This window comes from Campylobacter sp. BCW_6466, from assembly GCF_001762835.1.
GTDB classification, from domain to species: domain Bacteria; phylum Campylobacterota; class Campylobacteria; order Campylobacterales; family Campylobacteraceae; genus Campylobacter_D; species Campylobacter_D jejuni.
The window spans coordinates 105622-119312 of record NZ_MJXO01000067.1 but is presented as its reverse complement, the minus strand read 5'-3'; the positions used below and the strand labels follow the sequence as shown (position 1 = coordinate 119312).

Below are 13691 nucleotides of genomic sequence, written 5' to 3'. Positions count from 1 at the left end.
TTTACTCAAATATTTTTCTCCTTCCTTATTTAAAATGATTTATTTTGAAATTAATTTCATATTTTTTATTTTTTAATAATAATATAAAATATAAAAATAAAATAGCGGAATAATAAAATATTTAAACTTAAAGTATAATTAAATACTGATTATTATATAATTATAAAATTTCAATTTAAATTTTATTTTATATAAAAAATTGATTTAATGAGAGTAAAATTAATTAAATATTGAAATTATCTGTGAAATATTTTTAATTAATTTATATTAATTAAAGCTAGCCTGTAAATTCAGTAGCTTCATAGCCCATAGGCTTATCTACAAAACAAGATTTTTCTTTTAAAAATATAACCTCTATAGTTCCGACCGGTCCATTTCTATTTTTTCCAACAATAATTTCAGCATTTTCTTGCATAGGATTTGGTATAAAAAGCCTTTGATAAGCTTTACCTTCAGCTTTAGCTTTATTCTCTCTTTCTTTTTCTTCTTGCTCCCTATAAACCTCATCGCGATATACAAATAAAATAGCATCCGCATCTTGCTCTATAGCTCCACTTTCTCGCAAATCACTCATCAAAGGACGCTTATTTGCTCTTTGCTCTAAACCACGATTAAGTTGTGAAAGTGCGATAATCGGCATATCAAGCTCCCTAGCCAAAAGCTTAAGTCCTCTTGAAATTTCACTCACTTGCAAATGCCTATCATTAAAATTTGAATTACTCATCATAAGCCCTATATAGTCAATCACACAAAGTCCTACACTTTCATCTTGAGATTTTAAACGCCTTAAAATAGCCCTTACATCAGCAATAGTTGCATAACCACTATCATAAATATATAATTTCTTTTGACTATAATCATTACAAGCATCTCCTAAACGCTCCCATTCATCATCGTTTAAATCTGCGGTTAAAATTCTTTGTAAAGGGATAGAAGTTTTTGAAGAAAGCATTCTTTGCATGATTTGAGTTGCGGGCATTTCAAGAGAAAACAAAGCCACACCTTTATTTTGTCTTAAAACTTTATCAATGAAATTTAAACAAAGGGTTGTTTTTCCCATACCTGGGCGCGCAGCGATTATTATAAGCTCACCTCCTTTAAAACCTTTTGTCATTTTATTTAAACCCTCAAAACCTGTATCAAGGCCTATGATATTTTTATTTTCTAAAGTTTTTTGCTTTTTAAATTCTTCAAAAAGTTCTGATATTATTATATTAACATCTTTAATATCTCTAAAATTTACACGATTTGTAATGCTAAAAATTTCTTTACCAATTTCATCTGCGATTTCACTTACAGCACGATTTTCATTAATACGAGCTGGTAAAAGATGTGCAAAACTCAAAAGTTGTCTTTTGATGGACTTTTCGCGAAGTTCATTTACATAAGCAGGCAAATCTATCATAGAAGGAGTGGCAAGAATTTCTGCTAAAATCTCTTCATCTATTTTTTTATGTTTTTTTAAAAAACTTATAGAAATAGGCTCTTTGTTGTTGCTACAAGCTATAATTGCTTTAAAAATATCTTCATGAGCTTTAAGACTAAAATCTTTTGGACTGATATCGCCTGCTATACTAGCGTAAGCTTCTTCACTCATGATGCAACTGCTTAAAATAGCTCGCTCTAAATCCAAGTCATAATACTCTTGTTGCACTAAATTTCCTTATAAATATAAATAGTTTTAAAAATTTTATCTAAAAAAACTTAAAATTATAAACTTTAATTTTTTATAAATATTTAAAGTAATATTAGTTACAATTATAATCACAACATTTATTTTATTAGGAGAACACTTGAAAAAACATTTATTTTCATGTATTTTAGCTTCCATCTTAGCCCAGTCAGCTATGGCTGTAGATTTTCAAGAAGGTTTTAGTGGAAATTTAAGCATAGGTGTAGGTGCAAGAGATATTAAAAGCAATATTTCAACTTTAGCGGATAGTGATTACTTAGGTGGTTATGATGCTGATAATTCGGACTCTTCTTTTATTCCTTTTATCGGTGTAGAACTTTACTATGGCAACCTTATAGACAATGATAGAGTTTTTATCAAAAACTACAATGGAAGAGATATCAGCGGTATAGCTTTAGGTTATGAAAAAGCCTATTTAGAGCGTTTTAGTACTTCTTTTTCTGTAATTTCTTCTTTAAGAGAAAAAGCTTATGCAAATCCTTATCAAATAGGCAATAGAGAAGAAACTGATGTTGATAGATATGGTTTTAAAATCTCTCAACTTTACGAAAGTGATTTAGGAAAATTTACAGCTTCATATTTATTTAGCAAAAACAAATATGATAAAGACGCAGTTGAGTACAACTCTTTAAAAAGAGAGGGGTATTATCACGAGTTTGAATTAAATTACAATTATAGTTTGTTAAATTTAGGACTAAGCTATGATTATAATGATGCAGATGGAAAAGCTCAAAGTTACTCAAGATATGGTTTAAGCATGGGGGCAAATTTAGCTTTTGCTAATGACTATATCTTCACCCCAAATTTAAGTCTTAGTAAATATGAAGCAGTAGGAACAGATCCTATCTTCCACAAAAAACAAGACGGTAATATAGTTAAGCTTAATCTAAAAGTTGTTAAAAATCAATTTTTGGGCTATAACGGACTTTATGGTTTTGCAAATTATGGTATAGAAAAAAGAAATAGCGATATAGGATTTTATGATGAAACCTATCAAGTTGTTTTAACTGGAATAGGATATAAATTCTAAAAAATTATAAAAAAAGCTCCTTTGATAAAATTTAAAAAAGATCTATCCACTATAAAGATAGATCTTTAAAAATCCTTTTAAGAAAAATCCAAGCTAAAATCAAAACACAAAATTCAGCAAAAAATGGACTTAACCATACTCCATTTAAACCTATAAAATAAGATAAAAGCAAAAGAAAAAATAAAGGCATGAATAAATTTTGCATTAAGCTTAAAAACAAAGAAAAACTTGCTTTATTAAAAGCTGTCAAAAAAGAACCGCTTAGGACATTAAACCATGCAAAAATATAATTAAAAGCAAAAAGCATCAAAGCTGTATAAGCAAAAGTTTTAAATTCTTGATCATTTTCTTTTGCAAAAAGTGCTATTAAATTTTCTCCAAATATCAATATAAATACTATAGAAAATAAAGATAAAATTCCCCCTGCAAAAAATACCACTTTTATAATAGCTTTAATCCTTAAAAAATCTTTTTTAGCATAATTATAACTAAGTGCAGGTTGCATCGCATCCCCCATAGCAATAATGAGCATTATAATAAAACTATCAATATATAAAATAATAGAAAAAGCTGCCACGGCTTGAGTGGTAGAAATTTTTAACAAAACAAAATTTGCAAAAATACTATATAAAGAACCCGAAACATTGCCAAAAAACTCGCTACTTCCATTATAAAGAATATTTTTAAAAATTCTCAAATTTATATATAAACTTGAAAATTTAAGCTCTAAATTTTGAAATAAAAAAGGAATAATTCCAAAAATACCACTTAAAACAATTCCTAAACAAGTTGCAAGGGCTACCGAAAACAAGCCCCAACCAAATACAACTATAAAAAGATAATCAAATATAATATTACTTAAAGCTATGATTATGTTCATAATCATACTATAGGTTGTTTTTCCACAAATTCTTAAATAATTATCCAAGGCAAAAGAAAGCATGGTAAAAGGTGCAAATAAAGCAAAAACAAACATACATTCTTTAGCCATGGTTTTAATCTCATCGCTAACATTTAGACAATCAATCAAAACAGGTCCTAAAAAATACTCCAAAATTCCAATAAAACAAGAGATTAGAAAAATAATCAATATACTAGAACTAAATATCTTTCTAGCTAAATTCTTCTTGCCTAAACCCAAATGCATAGAAATTTGCACTGCTGAACCTATAGCTATCATATCAGCCAAAGCAAAAGACATCATAATAAAGGGAATAATCAAGGCTAGTACTGCTAAAGCATCACTTCCTAGATATTTTCCAACAAAAATTCCATCAACTATATAATAAAAAGAAATAAAGGCCATGCTTATGACATTTGGCACGGCACATTTTATAAAAAGCCTAAAAGGGCTTAAAGTGCTAAAAATATTTGACATACAAATCCTTTAAAAATATTAAAATAAAATATTTTTAAAGACGCTAGTAGAGTGCTTGAAGTCCTAAAATATAGAAATTTAAACGATAAGTTCTTATTGTTGTTTTTGTATTAGTTTTATTTTGCATTTTCATAGTTTTAAATTAAAATAACTAAGAATTATAAAATTTACTTATTAATAAGTCAAATTTAGCCCGAAGGCTAAATTTTAAAGCACAGAAAGAATTTTTACAGCGTCATTTAACCCTGTAACTATACTTGCTCCATTTTTAGTAGCAATATCTCCTGCTACAAAGATACCTTTAATATTGCTTTGTTTATTTTCATCCATTAAAGGCACGCCTTTATCATCAACATTAATCCCGCATTTTTGTAAAAAATCAAGTGGAGTAGAACCACCAATAGCATAAATAATTCTATCATAAATATCGCTTGTACCATCGGTAAAATTTACCTTAGCCTTGCCACTATCATCTTCTACCTCATTAATATCAATTCCTAGTTTTAACTCTACTTTACCCGAATTTCCAGCTTCGTGAATATCTTTAAGATTGATATCATTTAATCTTGTAAATTCTTTTTTGCGATAACAAAGGCTAACTTGATTTGAATTAGCCAAATCCACAGCGTATTCTGCTGCTGAATTTCCACCACCTACAACAAGAATTTTTTCATTGCCCAAAACTGAATTGGCATTAAAATTAATGATTTTTGTTAAAGTCATAGGAAGTTTGTAATCAGGCTTATTAGGCTTACCCATTCTACCTATAGCAACGATGATGTTTTTACACTCATAAGCGCCTTTAGCTGTGCTTACTAAAAAAACTCCATTTTCATTTTTAACGCTCTCAACTTCAGAGCCAAATTCAACTTCTATATTGTGCTCTTTTAATGCGTTTTGAAAAGTTTCTATAGTACTTTCTTTGGTACCATCTTCAAAAGGAACATGTCCATGATTAGTTCCTTCGCATCCCTTATAAGCTTTATCTACTCTTTTGCCATCTTTATAAAATTGCATTAAAGTTTGACAAATGTTATTTGATTTTTCCAGTATCAAAACTTCTTTGTTTTTAAGCTTAGCTTCAACCGCACAACCTATGCCTGTTGGACCTGCACCTACTATAATTAAATCTATTTTTTTCATTTATATTTACCTTTCAATTCTGATTTTTTTTGTATAATTTATCAAGTTTTTTGTAAATAAAGGATTAAAAATGCGAAATTTGCTTGAAAATATTAAGAAAAATTCTCAAAAACTACTTAACTTAACACCTAAAGATAAAGAAAAAATTATTTTAAAATTAGCTCAAATTTTAAGAGAAAATTTCAAAATTATCCTAGAAGCAAATGAAAAAGATATAGCAAATTTCACAAAAAGTGGGGCAATAAAAGATAGGCTTTTATTAGATGAAAAACGCATTTTAGCTCTTTGTGAAGGCCTAGAAAAAATCGCTTATATCGAAGATCCTATAGGTAAAATTTCTAAAGGCTGGAAAAATTATGCGGGTTTAAGCATACAAAAAATAAGCATTCCTTTGGGACTTATTTGTGTTATTTACGAAGCAAGGCCTAGTCTTAGTGCTGAAATCGCAGCTTTAATGATAAAAAGTTCTAATGCTTGTGTATTTAAAGGTGGAAGTGAAGCAAAATTTACAAATGAAGCTATATTTACTCTTGTTAGCAAAACACTTAAGGAATTTGGTTTACAAGATTGTTTTGCTATGTTTACTCAAAGAGACGAGATCAAACAAATTCTAACTTTTGATGATTTAATCGATGTGATCATACCTCGCGGTAGTTCAAATATGATACAAGAAATCGCAAACAATACCAAAATTCCTCTTATTAAACAAGATAAGGGCTTGTGTCATGCTTTTGTAGATCAAAGCGCTAACTTAGATACGGCTTTAAAAATAATCCTTAATGCAAAGTGTCAAAGAGTAAGTGTTTGCAACGCTTTAGAAACGCTTTTAATCCATGAAAAAATTGCTAAAAATTTTATAAGTCTTTTAATCCCTGAATTTAAAAAATTTAAGGTAAAAATTCATGCCTATGAAAATGCTTTGGCTTATTTTAACAACTCAAATTTAGAAGTTTTTAAAGCAAGTGAAAATACCTTTGATACAGAATGGCTTGATTTTGCTTTAAGTGTAAAATTAGTAAAAGATTGCGATGAAGCTATAGAGCATATCAATAAACACAGCTCCTTGCATTCTGAAACCATTATCTCAAATGATGCTTCAAATATCGCTAAATTTCAACGCCTTATAAACTCATCTTGTATTTATGCTAATGCTTCAACGCGTTTTAGCGATGGAGGAGAATTTGGCTTTGGTGGGGAAGTTGGAATTTCAACTAGCAAATTGCATGCAAGAGGTCCTATGGGGGTTGAAGATATTTGCACTTATAAATATATAATTAATGGAGAAGGACAAATTCGAGAGTGAATAAAATAGAAATGCTAAAACAACACTTTAAAGAAATTGCTAAACTAAATTCAAGCGAACAAGTTTGGCAAATGCCTTTTTTTGCGGCTTTAGGTGTGGGTATAGTTTTAGGGTTTAGTGTATTTTTTGGAAAATTAAACTATGGACTCATTGCCATGATAGGAGCTTTATCTTTTTTATATGTTCCAAACACTCCTTTATATCATAGAATGGCTGTTGTAATGTGCTGTTCTTTTGGCATAGTTTCTAGTTTTTTCTTAGGAATTTTAACCCATTTTTTACCTTCAGTTTTTGCCTTCATCCCTATAGGACTTGTGGCCATGGGAAGTTCTATTTTAATTAGATATTATAACATTGGTGCACCTGGATATTTCTTCTTTGTATTTTCTTGTGTTTTAGGAGCTTATTCTCCTTTTGAAGCTAAGGATTTTATCTTTTTAGTGGGTCTTGTTTTTCTTGGAGCAATGGTAGCTAATTTAATGGCTTTTTTATACTCTATCGTTGTGATTTATGGATTTAAAAATGCTTTACCTAGCGAAATTCCACCTAGAGAATACATAGGTTTTGATGCAGTTTTTGTGGATTCTTTGATTATGGGTTCTTTTGTAGCTTTTTCTATATTTTTAGGAACTTTTTTAGAACTTGAAAGAAGTTATTGGATAGCCATTTCTTGCACAGCTATTATGCAAGGTGTAACTTTAAACTCTATATGGATTAAACAAATTCAACGTATCATAGGAACGGCCTTAGGAGTATGTTTTGCTTGGTGGCTTTTATCTAAACAATTTCACAATATAGAACTTGTTTTACTTATGATGTCTTTGTTTTTTATAGGACAATTTTTAGTCAATCGAAACTATGCTTTAGCTATGATTTTCTTTACTCCTTATGCCACTTATCTTTCAGAAGCAGCTAATTTTATGAGTGAGAATGCAAATACATTAATACTCGCTCGTTTAGTTGATGTCGTAATAGGAAGCATTTTAGGACTTTTGGGTGGTTTTGTAATTTATAAACCTTATCTAAGAGTACATTTTGAACGCATTGCAAAATACATCTTTAGGATAAAACGAAAAGCTTAAAAGTCAAATAAAACACAAGCATTATCCCCTAAAATTTGCTCTTGTTCTTTTTTAGATACGACAACTTCATTAAAAGCTGCTAGAGCCGATGAAAAATTAACATTTGCTTCAAAATTTGTATGTGGCCAATCGCTTCCAAAAACAAAATTGCTAAGTGGAAAATATTCTTTTAAAATTTCATATATTTTCTTTGCAAATTTTATAGCTTGTTCATTATTAACATAGTCTATTTTTGCCCTATAAAAACCGCTAATTTTAAAAAATATTCTAGAATTTTTTAAACAAATTAAATCCTCTAAATTTGTTAAGTTTGCATTAGCTCTTGCTAAATGATCAATAACAATATTACAACCATAAGGAATTAAATTTTTAACAATATCAACAAGATTATTATCCAAATCTCTTTGAATTTCTATTTGCATTTTAAGCTTACTTAAATTTTCAAAAAATTGAGTCCAAACCGTACTTTTAAAATTTGGCAATTCTTTGCCAATTAAATTTAATCTAACTCCACAAGCTTTTCTTTCTTTTAGTTTTTGAAGCTCATCAAATTTAATACCTTCATCAACCACAACTATAGCTTTTATATTTTCATCTTTTTCGATACTCTGAAGCAAAAATTCATTATCAACACCTAAAAAACTTGGCTGAACTAAAACCCCTTTATCAAAATCATAATGATCTAAATTTGCTTTATAATCTTTAAAACTAGCGTCATAATCAGGCTTATATCTTGCATTTGCAACTGTATTTAACTTTTTCAAAAATATATGTGCATGAGTATCAATCTTCATTAAATTATCCTTATAAAATAAAACTCATTATAATAGTAGCTAAAATCGCCGCCATAAATCCTATTGGCACAGCTTTAATAAGTAAATCTTTAAATAATTTTTCCTTATATTTATCAGGACAAGATCCTAAAATTAAACTTCCTCCAGAAGAAAAAGGAGAAATAGCAGAAGCTTGAGCCCCTACAACAATACAAGAAAAAAGCAATGCCTCGCTTAATCCACTGCTTGCAGCAATGCTTGGAACTATAGGAAAAAGCGCTGGAGTAACCACACCCAAAGTACTTGAAAAAAGCGACATAAAAGCTGCAATAGCACACATTATTAACGGGATAAAAATCACATTGATCTCATTTTCTACAAGATCTGAAAATAATTTTATAGCCCCTGCTTCAACTGCTATGCTAATTAACATCCCTACTCCACAAATCATTATTAAGGTTCCCCAAGGAATTAAAGCAACAACTTGTTTCTCATCGGCTAATTTTAAAAATAAAGCAATGGCAACAAAAATCATGGCTATCATAGCTATATCTATTTTTTTATTAAAATAACTAATTGTCTCATTATGTGGAAAAATAATATTTAGCACAGGAAAGATTAAAACAACAATAATCATCATAAACATGAGAATTAAAGTAGTTTTTTGTTTACAATCAAATGGATCAGGTTTTGAAATAACACTGGTTTGCATCTTATTTCTAAAAGCATTAAACACAAAAAAAGATAATACCACAATAGGCAAAATTATAGTAAAAGCAAAAATAATACTAGAATTTATAAAAGCTTCATTTGCTTCAATACCTGAATTTTGCATCAATCCTCGAAAAATAATCCCACTTTGAGAAGTCATAAAATTTGCTCCTCCTAAAGCACCATAGTTTATGGCCATAGCTCCGGCAATTTTACTTAAACCGATTTTATCGCAAAGTAAAAAAGTAAGGGGTGCCATAAAAGCCAAAACCGTATAAAAACCCGCTCCTAAAGCAGCTATAATAGCACTAACCACAAAAATAACAAAAGGAAGTAAATAGGGATGATTAGCAAAACGATACATCAAATGTCCAGCTAATTTTTCAAGAGTTCCATTTACGGTTGCAAAATTATAAAACAATGAAACAGCAAAAATAACAAAAAATATAGAAATAGGCCAAAAAGCTATGATTTTTTTAGGAGCTAAATCCATAAAAAAGGCTCCTATAATATAAGCAAAAATCATAGCAAAAATTCCAACATTATGTCTAGTAATATAGCCTAAAATGATGGCTACTATAATACTAGAGATGATTAAAAAAACCATTATCATCCTTTAAAATATTATAGGGCTTATGATATCAAAAAATATATTTTTCAAAGCATAAAAACAAAATCTAAAATTTAAAAAATATCTATTTAGTAACAAATTTACTCATCTTATAAAATATTTTACAGAATATCTTGAATTATAACAAGCAAAAACCCCTTTTAGGCAAAAAACAATACCATAATCCCATCTAAAAATATTTGAAAATAGAAAGAATATTCTCATAAGCTCATCTTTATAATATAGAATTAAAACACTACAGAAAAGTCAAGTTTAAAAATTTAAAAAATGTCTTGAAGAATAAAATAAAGAAAATAAAAAATTGTATAAATTTAAAAAGCTTTGGAATACTCCAAAAGCTTTTTTTATATTATTTGTTCGCTCTTTCTATATACTCACCACGCACAGTATCAACGCGTATAACTTCACCTTCTAGCACATGAAAAGGAATTTGCACTACTGCGCCTGTTTCTAAAGTAGCTGGTTTTTTATTTGATCCTTGAGTATCACCTTTGAAATTTGGAGCTGTTTCGATGATTTTGAGTTCAACAACTTGTGGAACTTCTACGCCAATAGCTTTACCATTATGAAAAAGTACATCTACCATCATACCATCAAGCATCCATTTTTTTGCCTCACCCACATCATCATCACTGATAGCTACTTGTTCATATGTTTGTGTATCCATAAATTGGCAATTTTCACCATCATCATAAAGATACTGCATAGTTTTATCTTCTAAATTTGGAGCTTCACATTTATCGCCTGCATGGAAAGTTTTTTCAAGTACTTTACCATCAATAAAAGATTTGATTTTAATACGCACAAAAGCAGGACCTTTACCTGGTTTTACATGCTGATACTCAACTATTTTAAAAGGAATTCCATCGATTTCTATTTTAAGTCCCTTTTTTAAATCACCCATTGAATAAGATGCCATAAATTTCCTTTGTTAAAAAATAAAAAATAATTCTATCAAATTTTGATTGATATCACAATAAAATTATTTTATTTGATAAAAAAATAAGTAAAATTACGCTAAAATTTAAATTTAAAGCATAGTAAATGCTCGCTTCTTTTTAGAAGAGGAAAGTCCGAGCTGCTAAAGACAAGCATTCCATCTAACAGATGGCTAGGGCAACCTAAGGGATAGTGCAACAGAAAGAAAACTACCACACAAGTGGAAAAGGTGAAACGGTGGGGTAAAAGCCTACCAGCGATTTTGGCAACAATTTCGGCTATGTAAACCCAATGCGCAGCAAGAAGGGATGGTTAGCGTCTTTGTTTTAACCCTTCGCTTGATTTTGTTTGTAAAAACAAAACTAGATAAATGAGCATTCAAGACAGAACTCGGCTTATCGCTATGCTTTTTAAGATCTAACATAGGTCAAAGCTTTTTGAAATTTTTGAATTTCAACAGCCTTTGCTTTTTTCTTTTGTTCAATTAGTGCAACAGCTTCTTGCAAAAGAGCTTGAATTTGATAAAATATATCATTTATATTTTCTTTTATAAAGTCTTCTGAGGGCGATCTTTTAGCTAAATTTTTAATAAAAGCTTTCATATCAAGTTTATCAAGCAAATTTTCAAGCTTATTAATATCTTCTTGAATTAACGCGAGTTTAAAATCATTGATCCACTGTTTCATTACTATGCACTTCTCTCCAAGCTTCTAGTAAACCTTTGGTTACATTTATAACTTCATTAATTCTTTCTTCGTTATTTTCTAAATTTGCCAAAGATAAAAGTTGAATTTCTCTTGTATAAAGCCCACTTAAATAATGCGCCACATCTCCACCTTTTTCGTAATCTAAAGTATTAATAAGCTCTATAAAAATAGCTGTTGTTCTTTTTACAAAGTATACTCTTTGCTCTATATCCTCGTTTCTTATCGCCACTTTAGCCCTTGCACAAAAACGCAAAATTCCCTCATAGAGCATTTCGATAAGTTTTTGCGGAGATTCTATCCCCGCTTGATTTTGAGAATAAGCATTATAAGCTAAACTATTTTGCATCTTTTTTATCCTTAATTATTAGAATTATTTGCTGCATTGATCATATTAGTCACAGTTGTTAATTGCTGATTAAGTTTATTTAAGATGCTCTCATATTGCAACCATTGATTTGCCATTGTATCATACCTTGTATCAATCAAAGTTTGAGTTGATTCTTTGGTTTGGGTTAAAGACTTAGTATCATTTGTTAAACTCTCATCGTATTTTGTTAAAGAGCCATCTTTGCCTGTTATACCTTGTAAAGTTGTTTTAAGTTGCGCAAAAACACCCACACCTTCAACTGCCTCAGCAGCAATGCTCGTTTGGCTTAAGCCAAATTGTTTAAGAAATTCGCTATCTCCTTTTATGGCAAAATCAGAACTTCCGTCGGTTTTAAAATTAAGCTTATATCCTTTTTCTCCATCTTTTTCATAAGTTTCAACTTTAACCGTTAAACCTTCAATACCTTTACTATTGATATGATCAGCTAGATTTTGAAGCATTTCTTGTTCTGTTTTTCCTGTTAATTTAAAATCAGTTCCATCAGCATTTTTAGATAAATCATAAGTTTCAAAATTCGTAACAATTTGAAACTTACCTGAAGAAAAACTTATACCTTTATCATCACCTTCGCCCACATATTTGTTAAGACTACCTTCTTTAATTAAATCACCAGTATAGTTTATATCCTTGTATTGAGTAATGCCTGAAAAAAAGCTTTCAGTTAAATCAGGATTTTCTTTCATCTTGCTTTCAAAAGTGGAAGAGTCAAAATTTAGAGTTCCTGACTCAGTCATACTTAAACCATAGTCTTGTAAAGAAAGCATTACCTTAGCACTTACTTTATTTCCATTAGTATCTTCTACAGTACCATCAACTGATTGAGTTTTAAAAAGCGCAGAAATAATACTTGAGCGTATAGAGTTTACTTCGGTTACGCCTTGTAAAGAACCTTTGGTTCCTGTTTCGCTGTTATAGTCTGTAGCGGCATTAAGATTTAACACTAAATCATTATAGGCATCAACCATATCTTGCATAGCCTTGGTAACAGACTCACTATCTTGCTGAACATCAAAATTAATTTCACCTGTTTTATTTAAAGTCAAAGTAATACCTACACCAAGATCGGTTATAGTATTGCTCGATCTTGTCATCTTGATACCATCCATGGTAAATTTAGCATCCTGAGCTTTTTGAATATGCAAAGGATTATCTTCGCTATCAATAATGCCAACACCTTTTTTACTTTTAGCAGGATCAAAATCTTCAGCTTTTAAAGCATCTTCATCGAGTTTCCAACCAAGACTTTCAAAAACACTTTTAGCATTTTCATCAACTTTGTATTTACCATCAGAATCTTTTGCACCCGGATAAAAGCTTATAGCACTATCTTCACCTGTCTCCTTACTCGTTAAGGTTAAGCGATAAGGTGCGTCTTTTTCTCCTGTATTTACCATCTTAGCTACAATTTCTCCACCCGTAGCAGTATTAATCTTATCAACTAAATCACTATAGGTTGTATTTTTATCTATAGTAACGCTATATTCTTTTCCATTAGAAAAAAAAGTTAAATTTGTAGGTTCTTTTAAACTTGCATTGATAATTCCTGTATCATTTACCAAACCCTTGCTTTGATAAACATCTTTTTGGGCAAGTTGAGTTACATTGATATTCATGCTTTGTAAAGCAACACCTGAAGTCACACTAAGGCTTGCAGGAGGATTATCAGTGATACTTGCTATAACCTTTCTTTTTGCAAAAGCCGTAGAGTCTCCTAAAGACGATACAGCTGCTTGAAAAGCAGAAAGCTTGGTTTTAAGCTCGGTTAAATCTTTTTGTTTGGTTGTATTTTCTTCGATTTTTTTAGTATAAGGATCAATACGAGCTTTTTGTTCTGCTTCTTTTAACTTGTCTAAGGTTTCTTGAGTTAAAACCCCAGAACCAAATCCTAAACTTGATAAACTACCGAATGCCAT

Annotated in this window: 12 protein-coding genes and 1 other RNA gene; 4 read left to right on the top strand and 9 right to left on the bottom strand. The window is 29.9% G+C overall.

Annotated features, from left to right (window positions below; all coding sequences use genetic code 11):
* Positions 1–277 precede the first annotated feature (277 nt).
* Positions 278–1654 (bottom strand): replicative DNA helicase, encoded by a 1377-nt coding sequence (locus tag AJ887_RS07415; RefSeq protein ID WP_070278829.1) that lies wholly within the window; start codon positions 1652–1654, stop codon positions 278–280.
* A 139-nt stretch (positions 1655–1793) separates the two neighbouring features.
* Here AJ887_RS07415 and AJ887_RS07410 point away from each other — a divergent pair, with 139 nt between their 5' ends.
* Positions 1794–2723 carry a DUF2860 family protein gene (locus AJ887_RS07410; protein WP_002881020.1) on the top strand — a complete coding sequence of 310 codons (930 nt, stop codon included), beginning with the start codon at positions 1794–1796 and terminating at the stop codon, positions 2721–2723.
* A 49-nt stretch (positions 2724–2772) separates the two neighbouring features.
* On the opposite strand, the gene AJ887_RS07405 is transcribed toward AJ887_RS07410, so the two are convergent.
* Both AJ887_RS07405 and AJ887_RS07400 read right to left on the bottom strand, forming a co-directional pair.
* A complete protein-coding gene (locus tag AJ887_RS07405; RefSeq protein WP_070240552.1) occupies positions 2773–4101 on the bottom strand; it encodes an MATE family efflux transporter in 1329 nt (442 codons plus the stop codon).
* Positions 4102–4308: 207 nt separating this feature from the next.
* Positions 4309–5244: an NAD(P)-binding domain-containing protein gene (locus AJ887_RS07400; RefSeq protein WP_070240553.1), complete on the bottom strand. Its 936-nt coding sequence runs from the start codon at positions 5242–5244 to the stop codon at positions 4309–4311.
* Between the two features lie 70 nt (positions 5245–5314).
* Here AJ887_RS07400 and AJ887_RS07395 point away from each other — a divergent pair, with 70 nt between their 5' ends.
* Positions 5315–6547, top strand: coding sequence for a glutamate-5-semialdehyde dehydrogenase (locus AJ887_RS07395; protein ID WP_070240554.1), 1233 nt, complete (start codon positions 5315–5317; stop codon positions 6545–6547).
* Positions 6544–7629: an FUSC family protein gene (locus tag AJ887_RS07390; RefSeq protein ID WP_070240555.1), complete on the top strand. Its 1086-nt coding sequence runs from the start codon at positions 6544–6546 to the stop codon at positions 7627–7629. Before AJ887_RS07395 ends, AJ887_RS07390 begins: the two co-directional genes overlap by 4 nt.
* Here AJ887_RS07390 and AJ887_RS07385 read toward each other — a convergent pair.
* From AJ887_RS07385 to efp, 3 genes are all read right to left on the bottom strand, one after another.
* Entirely contained in the window at positions 7626–8423 is a 798-nt protein-coding gene (locus AJ887_RS07385) for an amidohydrolase family protein (protein WP_044779921.1), read from the bottom strand. The two genes, AJ887_RS07390 and AJ887_RS07385, sit on opposite strands and share 4 nt — an antisense overlap.
* Before the next feature lie 10 nt (positions 8424–8433).
* Entirely contained in the window at positions 8434–9726 is a 1293-nt protein-coding gene (locus tag AJ887_RS07380; protein ID WP_079860385.1) for an SLC13 family permease, read from the bottom strand.
* 367 nt (positions 9727–10093) lie between these two features.
* Positions 10094–10663: an elongation factor P gene (efp, locus tag AJ887_RS07375; protein ID WP_002855210.1), complete on the bottom strand. Its 570-nt coding sequence runs from the start codon at positions 10661–10663 to the stop codon at positions 10094–10096.
* Between the two features lie 113 nt (positions 10664–10776).
* On the opposite strand from efp, the gene rnpB reads away from it, so the two are divergent.
* Positions 10777–11097, top strand: an RNA gene (gene rnpB / locus AJ887_RS07370) — RNase P RNA component class A.
* Here rnpB and AJ887_RS07365 read toward each other — a convergent pair.
* From AJ887_RS07365 to fliD, 3 genes are read right to left on the bottom strand one after another with little or no spacing between them, the layout of a single operon-like run.
* Positions 11094–11369: a hypothetical protein gene (locus AJ887_RS07365; protein WP_002861272.1), complete on the bottom strand. Its 276-nt coding sequence runs from the start codon at positions 11367–11369 to the stop codon at positions 11094–11096. The genes rnpB and AJ887_RS07365 overlap by 4 nt on opposite strands.
* Complete coding sequence (gene fliS / locus AJ887_RS07360; protein WP_002861271.1) at positions 11350–11736, bottom strand: flagellar export chaperone FliS; 387 nt, start codon at positions 11734–11736, stop codon at positions 11350–11352. The genes AJ887_RS07365 and fliS overlap by 20 nt, the downstream gene beginning before the upstream one ends.
* Before the next feature lie 11 nt (positions 11737–11747).
* A complete protein-coding gene (gene fliD, locus AJ887_RS07355; protein ID WP_044778754.1) occupies positions 11748–13691 on the bottom strand; it encodes a flagellar filament capping protein FliD in 1944 nt (647 codons plus the stop codon).

Coding starts and splice junctions, on each gene's coding strand:
- AJ887_RS07405 (WP_070240552.1), bottom strand. CDS start 4,101: ATGTCAAATATTTTTAGCACTTTAAGCCCTTTTAGGCTTTTTATAAAA.
- AJ887_RS07400 (WP_070240553.1), bottom strand. CDS start 5,244: ATGAAAAAAATAGATTTAATTATAGTAGGTGCAGGTCCAACAGGCATA.
- AJ887_RS07395 (WP_070240554.1), top strand. CDS start 5,315: ATGCGAAATTTGCTTGAAAATATTAAGAAAAATTCTCAAAAACTACTT.
- AJ887_RS07385 (WP_044779921.1), bottom strand. CDS start 8,423: ATGAAGATTGATACTCATGCACATATATTTTTGAAAAAGTTAAATACA.
- AJ887_RS07380 (WP_079860385.1), bottom strand. CDS start 9,726: ATGATAATGGTTTTTTTAATCATCTCTAGTATTATAGTAGCCATCATT.
- efp (WP_002855210.1), bottom strand. CDS start 10,663: ATGGCATCTTATTCAATGGGTGATTTAAAAAAGGGACTTAAAATAGAA.
- AJ887_RS07365 (WP_002861272.1), bottom strand. CDS start 11,369: ATGAAACAGTGGATCAATGATTTTAAACTCGCGTTAATTCAAGAAGAT.
- fliS (WP_002861271.1), bottom strand. CDS start 11,736: ATGCAAAATAGTTTAGCTTATAATGCTTATTCTCAAAATCAAGCGGGG.
- fliD (WP_044778754.1), bottom strand. CDS start 13,691: ATGGCATTCGGTAGTTTATCAAGTTTAGGATTTGGTTCTGGGGTTTTA.